The sequence below is a fragment of the Ensifer adhaerens genome, assembly GCF_028993555.1.
In the GTDB taxonomy this organism is placed as follows: domain Bacteria; phylum Pseudomonadota; class Alphaproteobacteria; order Rhizobiales; family Rhizobiaceae; genus Ensifer; species Ensifer adhaerens_I.
Genome location: NZ_CP118610.1, coordinates 4,091,967 through 4,113,157, shown reverse-complemented (window position 1 = coordinate 4,113,157; position 21,191 = coordinate 4,091,967). Strand labels below are relative to the sequence as shown.

23 protein-coding genes are annotated in these 21,191 nt (G+C 63.3%); 10 read left to right on the top strand and 13 right to left on the bottom strand.

Going from position 1 to position 21,191, the window contains the following annotated elements; translation table 11 throughout:
* The first annotated feature begins 7 nt into the window (after positions 1 to 7).
* Positions 8 to 481, top strand: coding sequence for a GNAT family N-acetyltransferase (locus PWG15_RS19825; protein WP_275022278.1), 474 nt, complete (start codon positions 8 to 10; stop codon positions 479 to 481).
* On the opposite strand, the gene PWG15_RS19820 is transcribed toward PWG15_RS19825, so the two are convergent.
* Together PWG15_RS19820 and PWG15_RS19815 are read right to left on the bottom strand one after the other, a co-directional pair.
* Positions 433 to 1,068 (bottom strand): hypothetical protein, encoded by a 636-nt coding sequence (locus PWG15_RS19820; RefSeq protein ID WP_275022277.1) that lies wholly within the window; start codon positions 1,066 to 1,068, stop codon positions 433 to 435. The two genes, PWG15_RS19825 and PWG15_RS19820, sit on opposite strands and share 49 nt — an antisense overlap.
* Before the next feature lie 92 nt (positions 1,069 to 1,160).
* Positions 1,161 to 2,051 (bottom strand): LysR family transcriptional regulator, encoded by an 891-nt coding sequence (locus tag PWG15_RS19815; protein ID WP_275022276.1) that lies wholly within the window; start codon positions 2,049 to 2,051, stop codon positions 1,161 to 1,163.
* A 250-nt stretch (positions 2,052 to 2,301) separates the two neighbouring features.
* On the opposite strand from PWG15_RS19815, the gene PWG15_RS19810 reads away from it, so the two are divergent.
* From PWG15_RS19810 to PWG15_RS19800, 3 genes are all read left to right on the top strand, one after another.
* Positions 2,302 to 3,297 carry an aldo/keto reductase gene (locus PWG15_RS19810; RefSeq protein ID WP_275022274.1) on the top strand — a complete coding sequence of 332 codons (996 nt, stop codon included), beginning with the start codon at positions 2,302 to 2,304 and terminating at the stop codon, positions 3,295 to 3,297.
* A 104-nt stretch (positions 3,298 to 3,401) separates the two neighbouring features.
* Positions 3,402 to 3,764, top strand: coding sequence for a nuclear transport factor 2 family protein (locus PWG15_RS19805; protein ID WP_275022272.1), 363 nt, complete (start codon positions 3,402 to 3,404; stop codon positions 3,762 to 3,764).
* Positions 3,761 to 4,159 carry a VOC family protein gene (locus tag PWG15_RS19800; protein ID WP_275022271.1) on the top strand — a complete coding sequence of 133 codons (399 nt, stop codon included), beginning with the start codon at positions 3,761 to 3,763 and terminating at the stop codon, positions 4,157 to 4,159. Before PWG15_RS19805 ends, PWG15_RS19800 begins: the two co-directional genes overlap by 4 nt.
* Before the next feature lie 71 nt (positions 4,160 to 4,230).
* Here the strand turns inward: PWG15_RS19800 and pheT are convergent, their stop codons facing one another.
* The 7 genes from pheT to PWG15_RS19765 all read right to left on the bottom strand — a co-directional run bounded on the left by pheT (position 4,231) and on the right by PWG15_RS19765 (position 11,461).
* Positions 4,231 to 6,657: a phenylalanine--tRNA ligase subunit beta gene (pheT, locus tag PWG15_RS19795; protein ID WP_275022270.1), complete on the bottom strand. Its 2,427-nt coding sequence runs from the start codon at positions 6,655 to 6,657 to the stop codon at positions 4,231 to 4,233.
* Between the two features lie 31 nt (positions 6,658 to 6,688).
* A complete protein-coding gene (gene pheS, locus PWG15_RS19790) occupies positions 6,689 to 7,771 on the bottom strand; it encodes a phenylalanine--tRNA ligase subunit alpha (RefSeq protein ID WP_275022269.1) in 1,083 nt (360 codons plus the stop codon).
* A 272-nt stretch (positions 7,772 to 8,043) separates the two neighbouring features.
* Complete coding sequence (gene rplT / locus PWG15_RS19785; protein ID WP_275022268.1) at positions 8,044 to 8,448, bottom strand: 50S ribosomal protein L20; 405 nt, start codon at positions 8,446 to 8,448, stop codon at positions 8,044 to 8,046.
* 39 nt (positions 8,449 to 8,487) lie between these two features.
* Entirely contained in the window at positions 8,488 to 8,691 is a 204-nt protein-coding gene (gene rpmI / locus PWG15_RS19780; protein WP_065372108.1) for a 50S ribosomal protein L35, read from the bottom strand.
* A 222-nt stretch (positions 8,692 to 8,913) separates the two neighbouring features.
* Positions 8,914 to 10,281 (bottom strand): sensor histidine kinase, encoded by a 1,368-nt coding sequence (locus PWG15_RS19775; protein WP_275022265.1) that lies wholly within the window; start codon positions 10,279 to 10,281, stop codon positions 8,914 to 8,916.
* Positions 10,278 to 10,943 carry a response regulator transcription factor gene (locus PWG15_RS19770; RefSeq protein ID WP_275022264.1) on the bottom strand — a complete coding sequence of 222 codons (666 nt, stop codon included), beginning with the start codon at positions 10,941 to 10,943 and terminating at the stop codon, positions 10,278 to 10,280. Before PWG15_RS19770 ends, PWG15_RS19775 begins: the two co-directional genes overlap by 4 nt.
* Positions 10,944 to 10,951: 8 nt before the next feature.
* Positions 10,952 to 11,461 (bottom strand): PepSY domain-containing protein, encoded by a 510-nt coding sequence (locus PWG15_RS19765; protein WP_275022263.1) that lies wholly within the window; start codon positions 11,459 to 11,461, stop codon positions 10,952 to 10,954.
* Positions 11,462 to 11,781: 320 nt separating this feature from the next.
* Between PWG15_RS19765 and PWG15_RS19760 the strand changes: the two genes are divergently transcribed.
* Positions 11,782 to 12,246, top strand: coding sequence for a hypothetical protein (locus PWG15_RS19760; RefSeq protein ID WP_275022262.1), 465 nt, complete (start codon positions 11,782 to 11,784; stop codon positions 12,244 to 12,246).
* A 197-nt stretch (positions 12,247 to 12,443) separates the two neighbouring features.
* Here PWG15_RS19760 and infC read toward each other — a convergent pair whose 3' ends face one another.
* A complete protein-coding gene (gene infC, locus PWG15_RS19755) occupies positions 12,444 to 12,980 on the bottom strand; it encodes a translation initiation factor IF-3 (protein WP_173518054.1) in 537 nt (178 codons plus the stop codon).
* A gap of 219 nt (positions 12,981 to 13,199) precedes the next feature.
* On the opposite strand from infC, the gene PWG15_RS19750 reads away from it, so the two are divergent.
* Together PWG15_RS19750 and PWG15_RS19745 are read left to right on the top strand one after the other, a co-directional pair.
* Positions 13,200 to 14,000 carry an alpha/beta hydrolase gene (locus PWG15_RS19750; RefSeq protein ID WP_275022261.1) on the top strand — a complete coding sequence of 267 codons (801 nt, stop codon included), beginning with the start codon at positions 13,200 to 13,202 and terminating at the stop codon, positions 13,998 to 14,000.
* Positions 14,001 to 14,288: 288 nt separating this feature from the next.
* A complete protein-coding gene (locus PWG15_RS19745) occupies positions 14,289 to 14,909 on the top strand; it encodes a transglutaminase-like cysteine peptidase (protein WP_275022259.1) in 621 nt (206 codons plus the stop codon).
* Between the two features lie 70 nt (positions 14,910 to 14,979).
* On the opposite strand, the gene mbfA is transcribed toward PWG15_RS19745, so the two are convergent.
* Complete coding sequence (mbfA, locus tag PWG15_RS19740) at positions 14,980 to 15,963, bottom strand: iron exporter MbfA (protein WP_275022258.1); 984 nt, start codon at positions 15,961 to 15,963, stop codon at positions 14,980 to 14,982.
* 163 nt (positions 15,964 to 16,126) lie between these two features.
* Between mbfA and PWG15_RS19735 the strand changes: the two genes are divergently transcribed.
* Entirely contained in the window at positions 16,127 to 16,957 is an 831-nt protein-coding gene (locus tag PWG15_RS19735) for a C40 family peptidase (protein WP_275022257.1), read from the top strand.
* Here PWG15_RS19735 and PWG15_RS19730 read toward each other — a convergent pair.
* Positions 16,947 to 18,188, bottom strand: a complete 1,242-nt coding sequence (locus PWG15_RS19730; protein WP_275022256.1) for an SAM-dependent methyltransferase — start codon at positions 18,186 to 18,188, stop codon at positions 16,947 to 16,949. The two genes, PWG15_RS19735 and PWG15_RS19730, sit on opposite strands and share 11 nt — an antisense overlap.
* A gap of 163 nt (positions 18,189 to 18,351) precedes the next feature.
* Positions 18,352 to 18,921 (bottom strand): elongation factor P, encoded by a 570-nt coding sequence (gene efp, locus PWG15_RS19725; protein ID WP_275022255.1) that lies wholly within the window; start codon positions 18,919 to 18,921, stop codon positions 18,352 to 18,354.
* A 160-nt stretch (positions 18,922 to 19,081) separates the two neighbouring features.
* Here efp and epmA point away from each other — a divergent pair, with 160 nt between their 5' ends.
* The gene (gene epmA / locus PWG15_RS19720; RefSeq protein ID WP_275022254.1) at positions 19,082 to 20,134 is read left to right on the top strand and encodes an EF-P lysine aminoacylase EpmA; all 1,053 of its coding nucleotides are present in this window, start codon (positions 19,082 to 19,084) and stop codon (positions 20,132 to 20,134) included.
* Entirely contained in the window at positions 20,131 to 21,183 is a 1,053-nt protein-coding gene (locus PWG15_RS19715; RefSeq protein ID WP_275022253.1) for a lysine-2,3-aminomutase-like protein, read from the top strand. The genes epmA and PWG15_RS19715 overlap by 4 nt, the downstream gene beginning before the upstream one ends.
* The last annotated feature ends 8 nt before the right edge of the window (positions 21,184 to 21,191 follow it).

The following is a 21,191-nucleotide window of genomic DNA, read 5'->3' as shown; positions in this document are numbered from 1 at the left end:
CAACCCGATGGCACTGACGATACGCGCTGCGGCTGATGGCGACGAGGCGGACTGGCGCCGCCTCTGGGCCGGTTATGTCGCCTTTTCCGGCACCGATCTCGCCGAAGACATCATCGACCTCACCTGGAGCCACCTTATCGACCCGTCAGCACCGCTCTTCGCGTGGCTGGCGATCCTCGACGGAAAGACGGTCGGTTTCGCCATCTGCCAGGAACAGCTCGCCACCTTCTTCCGCCAGCCGGTCTGCTACATCGAGGATCTCTATGTCGATCCCACGGCGCGCGGCCGGGGCGTGGCGCGGGCGATGATCGACCATCTCATCGCGCATTGTCAGGACATGGGCTGGGACCGGCTCTACTGGTACACGGAAGCTGACAATGCCACGGCGCGGCGGCTCTACGATCGCTACTCCGGGACCGACGAGCACGTGCGCTACAAGGTCAATTTCGGCACGTTTCTCAAATCCGGAAATCCCGCATAGGCCTCCGCATGGCTGCCGGCCTGGTTGGCCATGCCGGCCTTGGTCAGCACGCCGCGCGGCTGGATGAAACTCGAGATCCGGCGCGCTGGCCGCTCGTGCCACTGGATGTTGAAGGCCCACAACTTCGGGAAGAAGCAGAGCGACGCATAGGGCAGATGGTCGTGGATCCACCAGGCGATCGACTGCCAGCCGCCGATATCACCGCGACGATCCCAGACCCAGGGGATGACGATGCAGGCGGTGGCGCCGATGCATCCGTCGGCGTCGCGCATGTCCCAGATATGATCGGCGGCGGAAGCGGCATTGGTCGAACAATTGAGCCCATTGGCGTTGCCGAAGCCGTTGACGGCGCGGTTGCGATAACCGGAGCGAATGACGAGACGTCCGAAGGTCGCCTCCAGCGGCTCCAATAACTCTTCGCAGAGACGTCGCCCTGCCTCGATCGCCAGATCTGGATCATCGGGGATGTTCGGAATGCGGTAGAAATCGGCGATCTCCGAGTGCAGGAAATCGCGAAAGAAGAAGTTTCGGGAGAGCCGAACCCGGCCGAGATCTTCAAGACCCTTCATCGATCCGGGCTTCTTCATCGCTTTCCTTTCTCATCTCAACCTACGGAGTGTATCAAACCACGTGCATTCCAGACCCGGCCGGACCGCGCCACTCGATTCCGCGCCGGCTGCTAGCCGCTGTGACGGAAGAAATCGATGAAGGCGCGCAGGGCCGGCCGCATCTGCCGGCGGCTCGGATAGTAGAGATAGGGACCGGCATAGGGCGCGCACCAGTCCTCCATGACGCGCTCCAGCCGCCCTTCGGCAAGTGAGGTTTCGACACGCGAGAGGAACAGATAGGCGAGGCCCGCGCCGCCGATTGCCGCCTTGATGATGGGCCGGTCTTCGCCGAGGATCAGCGGGCCCTCGACCGATACCGTCAGTTCCTCGCCGTCCCTCTCGAACTCCCAACGATAAAGCGCGCCATTGGAGAAACGCCGCCGGATGCAGCGATGCTCCGCCAGGTCGCGCGGGTGCTGCGGCCGGCCATGGCGCTCGAAGTAATCGGGCGATGCGACGACGGCGCTTTCCAGTTCAGGCCCGACCTTCACGGCAATCATATCGGCCTCCAGGCTTTCGCCGAGCCTGATGCCGGCGTCGTAACCTTCCTCGACGATATCGGTGAAGCCATCCTCGTTGGCGATCTCCAGGACGATCTCCGGGTAGAGGTTCAGGAAGCGCCCAAGCCTTGGTGCGAGGATCAGATCTGCAGCAAACCGCGGCGCAGTGATGCGCAGATTGCCCGCGGGACGCTCGCGCGCGTCGGCGGCCGCTTCCAGCGCATGGGCGATCTCTTCCAGCGCTGGCGCCAGCCTTTCGAGCAGCCGACGCCCCTCCTCCGTCGGCGCGACGCTGCGTGTGGTGCGCGCCAGCAGGCGAATGCCGAGGCTCGCCTCCAGACTGCCGACGGCGTGGCTGACGGCCGACGGCGCCACACCGAGTTCTCGGGCGGCCCCACGAAAACTGCCATGGGCGGCAACGGCGGCCAGCACCGCGAGTTGGGAGAGCTGTGTTCTGTTCATTGATCGAAATAATAGAACAGCCCGTGAGAATTGACAGTGATTTTCAGCCGCCCGTTACGGCTCTATTCTTCAATTCGTCGCCAACGCGTGAACGAAGCGAGGAGCTCGTCAGCGATGGCACAGAGGAACCCGTCGCTACGCCGTGCAAGGGCGCAGCGGTGGTGCCCAGCCACCAATTCATGCCTCGGACGACAGACGTGCGCTCCCAGCGCGTTCGTTCCGGCGCGTGGCAGCTAGACAAGGAAACGACATGAAGACCCGCAAACTCGGGAATGACCTCACCGTCTCCACCATTGGCCTTGGATGCATGGGCATGAGCTTCGCCTATGGCGCAGCCGACGAGGCGGAATCGATACGCACCCTTCACCGCGCCGTCGACCTCGGCATCACTTTCTTCGACACGGCCGAAGTCTATGGTCCCTTCGAGAACGAGAAGCTGCTCGGCAAGGCGCTCGGCCCCGTGCGCGACAAGGTGACGATCGCCACCAAGTTCGGCTTCCGCATCGAGCCCGGCGTGCCGGCGGCCCAGGCGATCAGGGGCGTCGACGGACGGCCGGAACATGCAAAGGCGGTGGCGGAAGCCTCGCTCAAGCGGCTCGGAACCGATGTCATCGACCTCTACTACCAGCACCGTGTCGACCCGCAGGTTCCGATCGAGGATACTGTCGGCGCCATGGCCGAGCTCGTGCGCGAAGGCAAGGTGCGGACCCTCGGCCTTTCCGAGGCGAGTGCCGCCACCATCCGTCGGGCCCACAAGGTTCATCCGATCGCCGCTGTCCAGAGCGAGTATTCGCTGTGGACGCGTGACCCGGAAGAGGACGTGCTTGCCACCTGCCGCGAACTCGGCATCGGCTTCGTGCCTTACAGTCCGCTCGGGCGCGGCATGCTGACCGGCGCGCTGAAAAAGGCCGAGGATCTGGAAGCCGATGATTTCCGCCGCTCGCTGCCGCGTTTCCAAGCCGAGAACTTCGATGCCAACGTCCAGCTCGTGGAAACGCTCCAGGCGCTGGCTGAGGAGAAGGGTGTGACCGCGGCCCAGCTTGCACTTGCCTGGGTCATCAACCAGGGTGATTTCATCGTGCCTATCCCGGGGGCCCGCAAGCTCGACCATCTGGAGCAGAATGCGGCCGCGGCAAGCATCACGCTGAGTGCCGAAGAATCCAGCCGCCTCGCCGAAGCGCTGTCGCCGGCCCTTGTCGCCGGCAATCGCTACACGGACGCTTCGCTGGCGCTCACCAACCGCTGACGGATTTCTCCCCGCCTTCCTTGAAGGGCGGGGAGATTTCCCATCGAAATTCAAGCCGGACGCACTACCTCTCAACCAACGGCAACAAATCCGGAGGAGTGGGAATGTCCGACGAGCAGGCGATCAGCGCGGTGGTGCACCTCTATGTGGACGGCATGGCCTTTGCCAACGAGGGTGCGCTGCGCAAGGCGTTTCATCCCGATGCGGCGATTATCGGCAACTACAAGGGCGCGCTCGAATGGACGACGCGCGAAGGCTTCATCAAGACGGTCGTGGAAACGGGCGCCGCACCCCCGGGAACCCAGCCCGAGATGGATGTGAAGCGGATCGACATTACCGGCGATGCCGCAACGGTGAAGGTGATCGACAGTTTTGCCGGTGAGCGCTACTCCGATCACCTCTCCCTGGTGAAGATCGACGGGCGCTGGGTGATCGTCAACAAGGTCTTCCATCAGCACGCGTCATGACCGGACCGCTGGGGAATCCCGAGCCGACGGGCAGGCTCATCGGCATCGACCATATCCAGCTCGCCATGCCTGCGGGTGCCGAACCGGCAGCGCGCGGCTTCTACGGCGGTCTCCTCGGCCTTTCGGAGGTCAGCAAGCCGGCCAATCTTCTTGGGCGCGGCGGCTGCTGGTTCGAGCAAGGCAGCATCCGGCTGCATCTCGGCATCGACCAAGACTTCAGGCCGGCGCGCAAGGCCCACCCGGCCTTTCTCGTCGACGATCTCGACCGCCTAGTGCTCCGGCTCGAAGCGGCCGGCGTGGCCACCGCCAAGGACGAGCCGCTGGCAGGCTGCCGCAGATGTTATGTCAACGATCCCTTCGGCAACCGTATCGAACTGATGCAACGCGCCGATTGAGCATCGGCAAATGGAAAGGGCCGCTGCGATGCAACGGCCCTTTTTCGTTTGCTCAGGCGCTTGTGCGCAGATCAGGCGCGCAGCACCCCGCCCGTCGATTTCGTCACATTGGCAACGATCTTGGCGGTGAGCGCCTCGAAGTCCTCGTCGGTCAGCGTGCGCTCGACCGGCTGGATGGTGACTTCGATGGCGATCGACTTCTTGCCTTCGCCGAGCGAAGCACCCTCGAAGACGTCGAAGACGCTGACGCCAGTCACCAGCTTGCGGTCGGCACCGGAGGCCGCACGCAGGATGGCGCCCGCCTCGACCGCTCTGTCGACGACGAAGGCGAAGTCGCGCTTCACCGCCTGGAACGGCGACAGATCGAGCGCCGGCTTGGTGCGGGTCGCCTTCTTCTTCGGCTCGGGCATGGCATCGACATAGATCTCGAAGCCGCAGAGCGCGCCCGAGACGTCAAGCGCCTCAAGCGTCTTCGGATGGAACTCGCCGAAAGTGCCGAGAACGATCTTCGGGCCGAGCTTGATCGTGCCGGAGCGGCCCGGGTGATACCAGGCGGGCCCGCCCGGCTCGAACTGGACGTTGCCCATCGGCACGCCGCAGGCTTCGAGCACCGCAATGGCGTCGGCCTTGGCGTCGAAGACGTCGACCGGCTTGCCGCCGCCCTTGGCGGCGTTCGACCAGAGGCGGCCGGCGCCGTTGAGGGATGCCGTGCCGCGGCGGATACCGCCGGCAACGCGGCGCTGGGCATCCGGCGTATCGCCCTCATAGGTGCCGGAGACCTCGAAGATCGCGACGTCGCCGAAACCCTTGTCGGCGTTGCGCTGGGCAGCCGTCAGCAGACCCGGCAGCAGCGACGGGCGCATGTCCGACATGTCCGAGGCGATCGGGTTGGCGAGCTTCAGCGCGGGTGCGCCGCCGCCGAAGAGCTTCGCCTGATCCTCGGAGATGAACGACCAGGTGACGGCTTCCAGCATGCCGCGGCTTGCAAGCGCGCGCTTGGCAAGGCGGGTGCGGATCTGCAGCGTCGTCAGGATCTTGCCGTTGACGGTGCCGTGGCTTGGCAGCGGGGCTGCGACGATATTGTCGACGCCGTGGATGCGCATGACCTCTTCGACGAGGTCAGCCTTGCCGTCGACATCCGGCCGCCAGGAGGGAACCGAGACCTTGAAGCGCTCGCCAGAGCCTTCAACGCCGAAGCCGAGCTTCTTCAGGATCGCGACGCTCTCTTCCGACGAAACCTCAAGGCCGGTCAGCCGCTTCACTTCGGAAACCGGGAAGTCGACGATCTTCGGCTGGTAGCCGGCGTAGCCGACAATCTCGGCCTTGGCCGCCGTACCGCCGCAGAGTTCGAGCACCAGTTCGGTCGTGCGCTCAAGACCGGGCACCATGTATTCCGGGTCGACGCCACGCTCGAAGCGGTAGCGCGCATCGGTGATGATGCCGAGCGTGCGGCCGGTCTTGGCGATGTTCATCGGATCCCAGAGCGCCGATTCGATCAGCACATCGCTGGTGTTTTCGTCGCAACCGGAGTGTTCGCCACCCATGACGCCGCCGATCGACTCGATCGCCTTCTCGTCAGCGATGACGACATTGTTGGGGCCGAGCTTGTATTCGCGCTGGTCGAGCGCCAGCACCGTCTCTCCGTCCCTGGCGCGGCGAACCGTAAGGTTGCCCTTGACCTTGGCGGCGTCAAAGACGTGCATCGGCCGACCCTGGTCGAAGGTCATGTAGTTGGTGATGTCGACAAGCGCGTTGATCGGGCGCAGGCCGATCGCGAGCAGACGCTGCTGCATCCACTTCGGCGACGGGCCGTTCTTGACGCCACGCACGAGGCGCAGCGAGAAGCCCGGGCACAGGTGCCTGTCTTCGCCGAGGTCGAGCGTCAGCTTCACCGGCGTATCGCCTTCAACCGCGAAGGACGGTGCATGCCGTGCCTTCAGCGTACCGAGGCCGGAGGCGGCGAGATCGCGGGCAATGCCGTAGACGCTGGTGCAGTCCGGCCGGTTCGGTGTCAGGTTGATCTCGATCATCGGGTCGTCGAGGCCGGCATAAGTGGCGTAGCTCGTACCGACAGGCGCATCGGCCGGAAGGTCGATGATGCCGTTGTGATCCTCGGAGATCTGCAGTTCCTTTTCCGAGCACATCATGCCGCGGCTTTCGACGCCACGGATGGTGCCAATGGCAAGCGTCACGTCGATGCCGGGCACATAGGTGCCGGGAGCGGCAAAGGCGCCGACGAGGCCCGCGCGGGCGTTCGGCGCACCGCAGACAACCTGGATCGGAGCACCGTTGCCGGTATCGACCATCAGGACGCGCAGCTTGTCTGCGTTCGGGTGCTGTTCGGCCGAGACGACCTTGGCGATGACGAAGGGCTTGAAGGCGGCCTTGTCGTCGACGTCCTCGACCTCGAGCCCGATCATCGTCAGGCGGGCGCAGATCTCTTCCAGCGAAGCGTCGGTATCAAGGTGGTCCTTGAGCCAGGAAAGCGTGAATTTCATGATTTCACCTGTGTCCTATAATTCTACGCGATCAGGCCGAGAGGCCGCCGAACAAGGTCGGCATGTCGAGCGGGCGGAAGCCATAATGGGTCATCCAGCGAACGTCGGCGTTGAAGAAGTCGCGCAGGTCCGGCATGCCGTATTTCAGCATGGCGATGCGGTCGAGGCCCATGCCCCAGGCAAAACCCTGGTACTCGTCCGGATCGAGCCCGCCGGAGCGCAGCACGTTCGGATGCACCATGCCGCAGCCGAGGATTTCCATCCAGTCGGTGCCTTCGCCGAACTTCACGATCGGGCCGGAGCGGTCGCACTGGATGTCGACTTCGAACGACGGCTCGGTGAAGGGGAAGAACGACGGGCGGAAACGCATCGTCACCTGGTCGACCTCGAAGAAGGCCTTGCAGAATTCTTCGAGCACCCAGCGCATGTTGGCGACGTTCGCCGCCTTGTCGATGACCAGGCCCTCGACCTGATGGAACATCGGCGAGTGCGTCGCGTCGGAATCCTGGCGATAGGTCTTGCCGGGGATGATGATGCGGATCGGCGGCTGCTCAGCTTCCATGGTGCGGATCTGCACCGGCGAGGTGTGCGTACGCAGGACCTTGCGGTCGCCCTTCTCATCCGGGTTGAAGAAGAAGGTGTCGTGCATCTCGCGGGCCGGATGACCTTCAGGGAAATTCAGCGCCGTGAAGTTGTAGTAGTCGGTCTCGATGTCCGGACCTTCGGCGATCGAGAAACCCATGTCGCCGAAGATCGCGCTGATTTCGTCGACGATCTGGCTGATCGGGTGAATACGGCCACGCTCGGCCGGCGACGAACGCACCGGCAAGCTGATGTCGACCGTCTCGCGAGCGAGGCGCTCGGCAATCGCCTGATCCTTCAGCGCCGACTTGCGGGCGGCGATCGCGTCGGCGACCGTGGTCTTCAGCGCGTTGATCTGCGCACCGCGGGTCTGACGCTCTTCCGGCGTCATGGTGCCCAGCGTCTTCAAGAGCTCGGAGATCGAGCCCTTCTTGCCGAGTGCATTGACGCGCACGGCCTCGATCGATCCCTCATCGCCCGCGGCATCGATGTCCGCCAGCAGTGTCCGTTCCAGTGTTTCCAGTTCGCTCATTCTATCCTGCCTCGATGCGGGAATGGGTTCGGTTCTATATCGGCTCAAGTCTTCAGGAATGTGATCGCGCCGCGGTCGCAAAGAATGCCGGTGCAAAGACGCAAGGACGACGAAGCCGGAGGCCCGGCCGAAGCGTCGTCGAAAGGCGGAACCGGGGCAGTTCCTTTTGGCCGTCTCGCACGTTCATCTCGCGAAAAAAGAAAAACCCGCGCTAGCCCTGCCAGCGCGGGTTTCCCAACGAATTTTAAGTACGGTTTTGGGAAAACGCTGGCTTAACGGACAGCGCTTTCAAACTCGTTCGTCGTGCCGGCTTCCTTGAGGTAGGCAAGCGCCTTCTTGGAAGCTTCGACGAGGGCGCCGAATGCTGCCGGCTCATGGATCGCCATGTCGGACAGAACCTTGCGGTCGACTTCGATGCCAGCCTTGTTCAGGCCGTCGATGAAGCGGCCGTAGGTCAGGCCGAATTCGCGGACGGCAGCGTTGATGCGCTGGATCCAGAGAGCGCGGAAGTTGCGCTTGTTGACCTTGCGGTCGCGGTAAGCGTACTGCTTCGAACGGTCAACCGCTGCCTTGGCGGCGCGGATGGTGTTCTTGCGACGGCCGTAGAAGCCCTTGGCTGCCTTGAGCGTCTTCTTGTGCTTGGCGTGGGCGGTAACGCCGCGTTTTACACGTGCCATGTCATGATCTCCTTAACGTGTCCAATATGCCTGAAAGTCTTAGAGACCGTTCGGCAGGTAGTTCTTGATGACCTTCTTGCCATCGGGCTCGGCGAGAACCATGGTTCCACGCGCGTCGCGGATGAACTTATTGGTACGCTTGATCATGCCGTGGCGCTTACCAGCAGCCGCTGCACGAACCTTGCCGGTCGCGGTGATCTTGAACCGCTTCTTGGCAGACGATTTCGTCTTCATCTTGGGCATTTTGCTACTCCATTGTTCTTAAGAATTCGAAACGGACAGACGAGGTCCATTTCCAGCGTTAAGAACGGCCACGGCATGCCCTGCCGGACCGTTCGGACGGGGGCTTATAACCGCACATCCCGAAAAGCGCAACTGGGGAATCGAAGATGGCGCCGCAAGCGCGCGGCCGGGCGCTTCGCTATCGTTGCCCAACGCATCTCTAGCACGTTGGCAGCACGTACCCTAGGCGGGATCGCGCGGTTTGAGACGGCCGCCACTCGCCTCGAAAGTCAACGCGGTCTCGAGGCCGCCCAACGGCGACTGCCCGAGCGACAGCACCGCACCATAGGCATCCGCGATATCGGCGCTGATCGCAAGTCCGAGACCGGTGTTTGCGGCGTGATTGCCCGCCGCGTTCTCGCCATGCGTCCCGCGGCGCAACGCCTGTTCCCGGTCGCCCTCGGCGACGCCCGGACCATCATCGCCAACGACAATGCGCACGCGCCCGCCGGCCGCCTCGGCCGAAAGGCGGATGCGGGTCCGCGCCCATTTGGCGGCGTTGTCGAGCAAGTTGCCGAGGCATTCGGCGAGGTCGGCCGGATCGACGTCGAGCGAGATTGACGGGTCGATATCCACCTCCCAGACGACGTCGCGCTCGCCCGTGATCGGGCGCAGCACGTTGACCAGCTTGCCACCAAGGCTGGCAATCGACGTGGTCGCCATGCGCTCCACGCCCATACGAGCTGCCTGAAGCTGGCGATCGGCGCGCTGGCGCACGAGATCGACCTGCTCGAGCGCGATCCGACGCTGGTCCTGCGGCAGGCTTTCGACCAGTTGTGCGAGCACGGTCAACGGCGTCTTCAGGCCGTGGGCAAGGTCGCTGGCACGGGCGCGCGCTTGCGTCAAGGCTGCCTCGCGCTCGGAAAGCAGTAGATTTATCTCGGCGACCAGCGGCCGCACTTCGCTTGGACCGGCCGAGCCGAAGTCCTTCTCTTCGCCGGAGCGAACACGGGCTGCCCTCTCGCGCAAGCGCACCAGCGGCAAAAGTCCGAGGGCACCTTGCAGGAACGCAGCGCCGGCGAGCACGAGGGCGGTTGCAACGAGCATAAGCCGGATCTGGCTGTGAAAGGCGGCCAGCGCATCGTCAAGCTCGCTGCGCGCAAAGCCGGCAGCAACAGAAAACCGTTGTGCCTCCGGCCCCTCACCGAGGGTCAGCGCCTGCTGGTAGACCAGCACGGGCGCTCCGTCCGGACCTTCCATCTCCAGGAACCCCAGATGGCGCGCCGCCGATGGGCGATCGCCGTCGATGACCGTATCCCACAAAGAGCGCGAACGGATGGGCGCACGGCCGTCGCTGGTGATCTGCCAGTAGCGTCCGCCGGCCGGCAGGCTCAGCCGCGGATCAGCCGGCTCTCGTGGCAGGACGAGTTCGCCGTTGCGCACCGCTACCTGGGCGGCAATCGTATCGACCAGCGTCGCCATCTCCGCGCGATAGCGATCGACGACGTAATCGGTAAATAGCCTGCTCAAGGAGAGCCAGACCACCAGCAGCACCAGGCCTATGGCGATCGAGGCGCCGATGGCGAGCCTCAGCCGCAGTGACCGGATCATGCCGGGCCGTCCGGTAGAACGTAGCCGAAGCCGCGACGGGTCTCGATCGCACCGCTTCCTGTCTTCTTGCGCAGACGGCCGATCATCGCTTCGACGGCATTCTTGGCCGCATCGTCATCGCGCCCCTGAACATGGCTTGCCAGTTCCAGCGGCGTGATGACCTGGCCCTTGCGATCCACGAAGAGCGCGATCATCCGATACTCGAGCGGGCTGAGTTCAAGCGGCTCTCCGTCGAAGGTCACACGTCGCGTCGCCTCGTCGAGGATGAAACGCCCGGCGGCGCGGACAGACGTGATGCGCGGACCGGCGCGCCGCAGCAGGGCCCGCAGCCGCGCCAGCAGTTCCTCCGCGCGAAAGGGTTTCGGCAGATAGTCGTCCGCACCGGCGTCGAACCCGTCGACGCGCTCCATCCAGGAGCCTCGCGCCGTCAGCACCAGCACCGGCGTCTCCAGCCCGGCCTGCCGCCAGCGCTTGAGGATCGACAGCCCGTCCATGCCCGGCAGGCCAAGGTCGAGAATGATCGCGGTATAGTTGCCGCTTTCGCCGCGCTCCCAGATGTCTGGACTCAAGGCGAGCCGATCAACGCCGTAGCCCGCCGCCTCGAGCCTGCTTGTCACGTGGGCTGCTATGTTGGGATCGTCCTCCGCCAGAAGAATGCGCATGCCGCCCCTCAGAAACCAAAGATGTTCATGAACTTTCCAGTGCGCGCATTGATGCGCAGGTTGCGGATCGTCCCCTGCCGGTCGCGCGTGCGCAGACGGTAAACCTCGCTGCTGCCGGAGCGCCTGAGATCAACGCCGATGACCCTGCCGTATCTGTCCTCGTCGACCAGTCGGAGAACGTCCTTCAACGGCAGGATATCGCCTTTCTCCACGGCATCGCGCGCGCGCTCCTGGTCGCTGCGGCGACCGCCGCCGCCAGTGCCACCATCACCGTCGTCGTCTTCATCGTCATCGTCATCATCGCCGTCGTTGCCGTCGCCCTTGTTTCCGCGATCGTCATCGTGGTCATCGTCTCCGCCACCGTGGCCACTGCTACCGCTATCGCCTCCATGCGAACCACCATCGCTGCCGGACTCGCCGTCCTTGGCAAGGGCTGCCAAGCGACCGGGTTGCGGCGCAAGCGAAAGCAGGAACGAACAGCAGAAGAGCGCAATCAGGTCTCGTCGTGTCATCGCCATGGCGTCATCCAGTCGCGGTCGCCGTTTCCGTTCAGAGTCGTTTTCCTTGGCGCGTTTGCGGGCTGGCGTCCCGAGCCGGCGCCCATGACGCGCCAGCCAACGCTATCGCCACAACGCCAGCAACGCGCATACCCCCAGCGCCACGTGGGCACGGGGGCATGCGCTTGGCAGGGTCGAACCGCCGGGCGAGCTGTGGCGGTCGACCCTTGCACCGGCGCAGGGTGCGGGGGTAATGCGCCGGGCAAGTTCCGAACAGATCAGCGTGCCGGCTTGATCGAGACGCTGGTAATCGGTCCCGGGTTACGGCGGAAATCGCCGCGGTGCGGCTCGACGGTCACAATGCGAACGCCATCTTCGAACTCCACTTCGACCTCGAGCACACGGCCGAGATCATCGACGGCGATCAGCGATCCGTCGCGCAGACCGCGAAGGCTTTCCTCGGACACGCGGAGTTCGATCTCGGGACGATCGCGGGCATCGCGCACGTCGTCGTTATCGTCGAAATCATCATCATCATCATCGTCGTCGCGTCGGCCCGGGCCGCGATGATGATCGTCGCCGTCATCATCCCGATCAACGCCATGCCGGTCGTTGTCGTCATCGTGACCGCGATCGTCCCGTCCGTCATGACCGCGGCCACCACGATCATTACCGCCGTGATCATCATCATCATCATCATCGGCAAGAGCTGCGGCCGAGAAAGGATGCGCCGGACCAGTTGCGATTACCGACAGGCCGATGGGTGCCGAAACGAGCCCGCACAGACCGAGCGTGGAAACAAGTAGGGCTTTTCGCAGCGCTGAACTCATGATCTCCGGTCCTTCTCCTGTTGCCTATGCACGGAGAATGGCATCCGCCCGCTGACAGACCGCTGAGGGTGGTTGTCAGCATTCTGTCAGAAAGCGCCGGCATGGTTCCGGCAACGAAAAAAGCCGCCCGGAAGGCGGCTTTCATCACTTCTGCGATCGATGGCAGCGGCGGCTTAGCGCGGCGCCAGAACCATCATCATCTGGCGGCCTTCGAGCTTCGGCTCGGCCTCCACCTTGGCGATCGCCTGGGTATCATCCTTGACCTGAAGCAGAAGCTTCATGCCCAGTTCCTGGTGGGCCATTTCGCGGCCGCGGAACTTCAGCGTGACCTTGACCTTGTCGCCGTCCTCGAAGAACCGGTTCATCGCCTTCATCTTCACGTCATAGTCATGCGTGTCGATGTTCGGGCGCATCTTGATTTCTTTGATTTCGACGATCTTCTGCTTCTTGCGCGCTTCGGCCGCCTTCTTCTGGTTGGCGTATTTCAGCTTGCCAAGATCCAGAATCTTGCACACCGGCGGTTCAGAGTTCGGTGCGATTTCTACCAGATCGAGACCGGCCTCTTCCGCCATGCGGAGCGCCTGGTCGATCGGTACGACACCGATATTCTGGCCTTCGGCATCGATAAGCTGAACCCGGGGAACCCGGATTTCCTTGTTTGAGCGCGGCCCCTCCTTGACTGGGGCGTCCGCTTTGAACGGTCTGCGAATGGTCGTACTCTCCTCGAGCTATTTCCGAAATGTTGTTTAATTCGATCGTCGGCGCGATCACAAACGAAGCGCCTGAATCTGTCACCGACGGCAATGTGTGAATTGCGGCGCGAGAGTCAATAGCACGGCTTGCAAGGAAAATCACCACCTGTCGATACCAAGGCGAATCTGTTTTAGAAAGAAAATCGCCAGCGAAACCGGCCTTTGGAGAGAAATTGCATGCAGGATACGCCAGCCGAGACGGAAATCAGCTTCATCGACGTCGGCGCGCCTGCGGCTGAGCGCAGGATCGCAATGCGCGTGCGCCACCCGGAAAAGCCCTCAGGGCAGCCGACGCTCGTCTGGCTCGGCGGCTACCGCTCGGACATGACCGGCACCAAGGCGGTGGAGGTTGAGCGCTATGCCATGGAACGGGGGACCGCCTGTGTGCGCTTCGACTATTCCGGCCACGGCGCCTCCGGCGGCGCCTTCACCGATGGCACGATCTCGCGCTGGCTCGAGGAAAGCCTTGCGGTCATTGATCGGGCGGCGCCAGGCCGCGTCGTGCTGATCGGCTCTTCGATGGGCTGCTGGATTGCGTTGCGGGTTATCCAGGAACTCCAGCGGCGTGGCGACGGATCACGCGTTGCCGGCGTGGTGCTGATTGCGCCGGCGCCGGACTTCACCGCCGAACTGATCGAACCCAACCTGACGGAAGCGGAGAGAGCCTCGCTTGCCGAACGCGGCTATTTCGAGGAGCCTTCCGAATACAGCCCGGAGCCGAACATCTTCACCCGCGCCCTCATCGAAGACGGGCGCGCGAACCGGGTGCTCGAGGGCACGATCACGACCGGCTGCCCGGTGCACATTCTGCAAGGCATGTGCGACCCCGATGTGCCCTATACCCATGCGCTGCGGCTGATGGAGCATCTGCCCTGCGACGATGTCGTCATGACACTCATCCGCGATGGCGACCATCGCCTTTCGCGTGAAGAAGACATCGCTAAAATGAAGCAGGCCATCGGCACGATGCTCGCCTGAGCCCAGGCGGGAAAACGCCCGCCCCTTCCGCCGCACCTAGCCCGAAAAACCGCCCTGCGCCGTGGACCGCCCACGGCGCAAGGGTTTTCGCGCGCACGACAGCGCTTTTAACCATAAAATCCGATGCACCGAATCCGACGATTGACTCTGCAGCGTCGACACGATTAACTCTTTATTAACGATTAGAGCAGCAGCGGGGACGAACCTAAGGAAGCTGCCTTCAACTCAGGATTGCGCGAATACGTCCGGACAGGAAGAGCCCGGCATACCGCGTTGCAGGGGATTTGCATGGCGTCTTGGACTGGGGTTAAGGGAAGCATCGCGGCAGTCTGCGCGCTTTTCATTTCAGCAAACACGGCAATTCCTGCACAGGCAGGTTCTTCTCCATACATGCAGACTGGCGCCGCGACATCGCAGCCGATCGGCCACTATGAATTTTGCCAGAAGTACAAGAGCGAATGCAATGTGCGCTCCAAGGGAACGGTTGCGCCGCGCGTGACCGAACGCGGCTGGGCCGCCATCCGGCAGGTCAATGCTGCGGTCAATCGCGAGATCATGCCGGTCACCGACCTGGAACTGCACGGCAGGGACGAAGTCTGGTCCTATCCGGACAACGCCGGCGACTGCGAGGACTTCGTGCTTGAAAAGCGCAAGCGCCTGATGAACAAAGGCTTCTCGGCGAGCGATCTGCTGATCACCGTCGTTCGCAAGCCCGATGGCGAAGGCCATGCGGTGCTGACCGTCCGCACCTCGCAGGGCGACTTCATTCTCGACAATCTCGAAAACGGCGTAAAGCTCTGGACCAACACGCCCTACCGCTACCTGAAGCGCCAGGCAACGAACCACAGCGGCCGTTGGGTCACCATCCAGAACGGCGCCGAAGTCGTCGTCGGCTCGGTCGGCAACTGATCCAAGGCAAAGCAAAGAGTTTCAAAAGGGCCGGTCCGACCGGCCCTTTTTCGTATTTGCCGCTCAGCCGTCACGCGTTACCGATCAGGATGCCGGCAGCGAGCACCAGGCCGCCGCCAAGCACCACCTGGAATGCTGCCCGCAGGAACGGCGTCTCCATGTAGCGGTTCTGGATGAAGGCGATCGCCCAGAGCTCGAAGAAGACGATCACAGCCGCCGTGGCGGTCGCCGTCCAGAAATGCGGGATCAGGTAGGGCAGTGCGTGGCCGAGGCCGCCGAGCGCCGTCATGATGCCGGAGGCAAGACCACGCTTGATCGGTGACCCTCGCCCCGAAAGCTTGCCGTCATCGTGGGCCGCCTCGGTGAAGCCCATGGAGATGCCGGCACCGACCGAGGCCGAGAGGCCGACCAGGAAGGTCTGCCAGGTATCCTGGGTCGCAAACGCGGCGGCAAAGATCGGCGCCAGCGTCGAAACCGAGCCATCCATCAGGCCGGCAAGGCCCGGCTGCACGTAAGTGAGGATGAACTGGCGGCGCGACGTCTGGTCTTCTTCAGCACGCACGTCCGCGGGCGTGTGCTCTTCGCCAAGCCGCCGGGCGAGCGATTCATGCGATTTTTCCGCGATCGCGAGATCGCCGAGCAGCTTGCGGGTAGCGGCATCCTGGGTTCTTGCCGCGGCCTCGACATAGAAGCGGTGCGCCGCTTCCTCCATCGCTTCTGCCTCCTCGCGCGCCTTCTCGATCGGCATTTCGGCAATCAGCCAGTCGGGTTTGCGCTCGGGGAAGTCACGCACGTGTTCGCGCCGGATGAGCGGAATGCGGCTGCCGAAGCGCTGGACGTGCAGGTCGATCAACCACTGCCTGTGGTGGCTTTCCTCCTCCGCCATTTCCTCGAACACTTTTGCCGAGTGGGGATATTGCTGCCGGAGCGCGTCGGCATAGGCGAGATAGATGCGCCCGTCGTCCTCCTCGGACGAGATCGCGAGAGCCAGGATTTCCTGCTCGCTTAGGGAAAGAAAGGGACGTTTGGAACGGGAGAAGAGGCGTGAAAGCATTGAGAGAAAACCTTCTTTAGAATAATTCTAAAAATAGAAAACCGAGACTGCACCGTCAAGGCCAAAGCCATGCAATCATGCGACAATCTCTCGACAGACTGTCGCGGCTCAGCCACGATGAAGGCTCTCGCGAATCCCCGTCATTCCCGGAGCGATCGCCTCGATGAGGACCATCTATCCGCTTTCCGAAAGAAAGGACACGTTTTTGGATCGGCTCGGCGCCAGGCTCGCCGCGCGCCTGCAAGCACAGACGTCCGGCTACGAGCCCTATACCCCTTCCGATCAGGAAACCCTGGCGCGCACGCTGCGTCCGGGCGACGTTCTCCTGATCGAGGGCAACCAGAAGGTATCGGCCGCGATCAAGTATCTGACGCAATCGACCTGGTCACACGCCGCCTTCTTTGCCGGCGACCAGATGCCGTTGACGCTCGATCAGGCAACGCTGCCGGTCATCGAGCGTCCGCAGCTCATCGAGGTCAACATCGGCGAAGGATGCATCGCGGTGCCGCTGAAGAAATACGCGTCGTTCAACACCCGCATCTGCCGGCCGATCGCGCTGACGCCGGATGACCGCACGGCGCTCGTCGGCTTCATGATCTCGCGGCTCGGAATGAAGTACGACCTGAAGAACATCCTCGACATGTTGCGCTACTTCATGCCGACCCCGCCGGTGCCGGTGCGCTGGCGGCGGCGCCTGCTTGCCTTCGGCTCCGGCGACCCGACGCGAGCGATCTGCTCGACCCTGATCGCGGCCGCCTTCGAGCAGATCCGCTACCCGATCCTGCCGGAAGTCACACGTGCCCCCGGCCGCGCCGCTGCGACCTCGACCTATTCGCGCGAGGAGATTTTGCACATCCGGCACCACTCGCTCTATACGCCTCGGGATTTCGACCTTTCGCCCTTCTTCGCGATCGTGAAGCCGACGCTCGAGTTCGGCTTCGACTACAAGCGTCTGCGCTGGGACAGCGACGGCGATCACCCTTTCAAAGGTTGAGCGCCAGCGCCTGTTCGCGGGCCATGAAATCGCGTTGCCGATCGGTGATGTAGTCGCGTACGATCGGCGCCGCATCACGCGAGCGCGAGAGCTGCATGTGGAAGACGAGCTGGCTGCCGGTGCGGAACATCATCTCGGCGCTGATCAGGTAGAACTCCCACATGCGGGCAAAGCGCTCGTCATAAAGAGCGATGACCTTGTCGCGGTTCGCGTCGAAGCGCGCGCCCCAATGGGCAAGTGTCGTGGCGTAATGCACGCGCAGGAATTCGAGATCCGCGACCCAGAGGCTGTTGCGTTCGACGACCTCGAAAACCTCCGAAAGCGCCGGCGAATAGGCGCCGGGGAAAATGTACTTCCTGAGCCAGGGGCTCGCCATGCCGGGTGGGCTCATGTGGCCGATCGAGTGCAGCACAGCCAGGCCGTCATCCGGCATCAGCGCATTCAGCTTCTTGAAGAACTCGTCATAGTGATGGACGCCGACATGTTCGAACATGCCGACCGAGACGATGCGGTCGAACGGCCCCTGGACATCGCGGTAATCCCTAAGCTCGAAGCGCACCCGGTCGGCCAGACCTGCCTTTCGCGCCCGTTCGGTGGCAAGCGCTTGCTGCTCCTTGGAAAGGGTGACGCCAAGCACCTGCACATCCGCGAGTTCGGCAAGGTACATCGCGAGATCACCCCAGCCGCAGCCGATATCGAGCACCTTCATGCCGGGTTCCAGGCAGAGCTTGGAGGCGAGCAGCCTCAGCTTGTTGCGCTGCGCCTTCTCGAGCGTCTCATTGGGTTCGCGGAAATAGGCGCAGGAGTAGAGCATGTTCTCGTCGAGGAACAGCTTGTAGAACTCGTTGCCGAGATCGTAGTGGTGCGCAACGTTCTGCTGCGCCTTGCCCTTCGGGTTTGCCTGCTGGCGCTTGCGGAAGCGCATCTTCACCGCGCGCAGGAGCTTCTGGATCGGATAGGAGCCGAGCGACAGCCGGTTTATCGAAAACAGCGTCAGGAAGTCCCTGAGCGTCGAGCCCTCCTCGAAGCGCATGGTGCCGTCCATGTAGGCTTCGCCGGCGGCGAGTTCCGCATTGAAGACGAGACTGCGATAGAGCTTCTTGTCGGTAAGCCGCATCGTGACTTCGGGACCGGGTGTGCCGGAAAAAACGTGGCGCTTGCCGTCTGCATCGATCACCGTCAGGCGACCCTTGCGAATGAACGACTTCATCATATGCGACAATGGGAACATGCAGGCCCTCTTGAGACAACCGTCGTACTAGCGGCCGCATCCTAGCACCCGATTTTCGAAATGCGCCCCTTAAATTTCTGGTTGCTGATCGAAGGTTCCGGAACGAAAACGGGGACGGCAGCTTTCGCCGCCGTCCCCGCTCGAATGTTGTTCGGCTGATGCCTCAGTCCTTGGCGCGCTCGACGTAGGAGCCATCTTCCGTCGCGATCACGACGCGGGTGCCGGCCTGGATGTGCGGCGGAACGAGCGTGCGAACGCCATTCGACAGAACTGCCGGCTTGTAGGACGACGATGCCGTCTGGCCCTTGACGACCGGCTCGGTCTCGGTGATTTCGAGGATGACGTGGCGCGGCAGGTCGATGGCGATCGCCAGGCCTTCGTGGACCGAAAGAATGCAGGCCATGCCTTCCTGGAGGTAAGCCTTCAGATCACCGATGTCGTCGGTGGTCATGACCAGCTGGTCGTAGCTTTCCGGGTTCATGAAGTGGAAGCCTTCGGCATCTTCATAAAGGAAGGTGTGCTCGCGGTCTTCGACGAAGGCGCGCTCGACCTGCTCGGTCGTGCGGTAGCGCTCGGACACCTTCACGCCGTCGGAAATGCGGCGCATGTCGACCTGGGTGACCGGCGTGCCCTTGCCCGGGTGGAAGTTCTGGGCGGTAAGCACGACATAGAGCTTGCCGTCGACGTCGAGAACGTTGCCCTTACGGACAGATGAAGCGATGACCTTGACCATTAGTCTTCCTTGTAACAGAGGTATGCGCGACACGGCGGGCCGGAAACACTGGCCCTGAAGGACGCGGAAAGAAGGATTTCGCGCCGCCACTACCCTAATTTCGTGCAAATAGCCAGCCTGAGCCGCTGTCTGCACGAAGAAAGCCTGGACTGAACCGATCATGTCGCATGCCTCACCCTGGTGGACGCCCGATGTCCATGCCGACCGGCGCCCGTTTCTTCTCGGCCGCAACCGGATCCAATCGGCGTTGCGCCGGTTCTTCGAGACACGCGATTTCATCGAGGTGGACACGGCGACGCTGCAGGTCTCGCCCGGCAACGAGGCGCATTTGCACGCCTTCACCACGGAAGCGCTCAACCACGACGGTTCGGGCCATCCGCTCTACCTGCACACGTCGCCCGAGTTCGCCTGCAAGAAGCTGCTTGCTGCCGGCGAACAGCGCATCGCCTGCTTCGCCCATGTCTATCGCAACCGCGAGCGCGGGCCGCTGCATCATCCCGAATTCACCATGCTCGAATGGTATCGCGCCGGTGAAAGCTACGAGGCGTTGATGCGTGACTGCGCCGAGATCCTGGCACTCGCGGCCGAAACCGCTGGTACCAAGCAGTTCACTTTCCAGGGACACATCTGTGACCCCTTCGCCGAACCCGAACGGCTGAGCGTTGCGGACGCCTTCAAGCGCTTTGCCGGCATCGACCTGCTGGCCTCAATCGCCGCCAATGGCGAAACCGACCGTGAGCACCTCGCTGCGGCAATGACCGGGGCAGGCCTGCGGGTCGCCCATGATGACACCTGGGCCGATCTCTTCAGCCGCGTGCTCGTGGAAAAGGTCGAGCCGCATCTCGGCTTTGGCCGTGCGACGATCCTCGATGAATATCCGACGGCGGAAGCGGCGTTGGCACGGCCGGCGGCGCGCGACCGGCGGGTCGCCGAACGCTTCGAGCTTTATGCCTGCGGCGTCGAGCTCGCCAATGCCTTTGGCGAACTGACCGACGCGGCTGAGCAACGCCGGCGTTTCGAGATGGAGATGGCCGAAAAGGCACGGGTCTACGGCGAGACCTATCCGCTCGACGAGGATTTCCTGACGGCGCTCGCCATCATGCCTGAGGCGAGCGGCATCGCACTCGGCTTCGACCGGCTGGTGATGCTGGCAACCGGTGCGTCGCGCATCGACCAGGTGCTTTGGGCGCCCGTAGCGGAGACACGAGCGTGAACGTGCACCGCCCGATCAAGACCGCGCGCGAGCTGGTCGATGCTGGCCTCATCGACCGCAGCAAGGAGGAGACGGTTGCCGCGGTGGCAGAGCGTTATGCCGTCGCGATCAGCCCTGTCATCGCCGGCCTCATCGATCCTGCCGATCCCGCCGACCCGATCGCCCGGCAGTTCGTACCCGATGCCGCCGAACTGATGCTGCTGCCCGAGGAGCGCGATGACCCGATCGGCGACAAGCCGCACAGTCCCGTTGCCGGCATCGTCCATCGCTATCCGGACCGGGTACTCTTGAAGGCCGTGCATGTCTGCCCGGTCTATTGCCGCTTCTGCTTCCGCCGCGAGATGGTCGGGCCGCAGGGTCTCGGCACGCTGACGCCGGCCGAACTCGACGCGGCGATTGCCTATATCGCGAGCCACGAAGAGATCTGGGAAGTGATCCTCACTGGCGGCGATCCGCTGGTGCTGTCGCCGCGGCGGCTAACCGAGCTCATGGAACGGCTGAAGCCGATCCCGCATGTCAAGATCGTCCGCTTCCACACGCGCGTGCCGGTGGTCGAGCCGTCACGCATCGACGCCGACCTGATCGAGGCGTTGAGGGCCAGCGGCAAGGCCACCTATGTCGCCCTGCACGCCAACCACCCGCGCGAACTGACGGAAGAGGCGCGCGCCGCCTCGGCGCGACTGATCGATGCCGGTATCGTGATGGTCAGCCAATCGGTGCTCTTGAAGGGCGTCAACGACGACGCCGACGTGCTCGCCAGCCTGATGCGCGCCTTCGTCGAGACACGGATCAAACCCTACTACCTGCACCATCCGGACCTGGCGTCGGGCACCAGCCATTTCCGCCTGTCGATCGCGGAAGGTCAGGCACTGGTTGCCGCCTTGCGCGGCCGGGTCTCGGGCCTTTGCCAGCCGACCTACATCCTCGATATCCCCGGCGGCCACGGCAAGGCGGTGATCAGCGCGGCGGCGATCGCAGCCGACGGTGGCGGCTGCTACACGGTCACCGATTTTCGCGGTGGCGAACACAGCTATCCGCCGAAGACCTGATACACCGC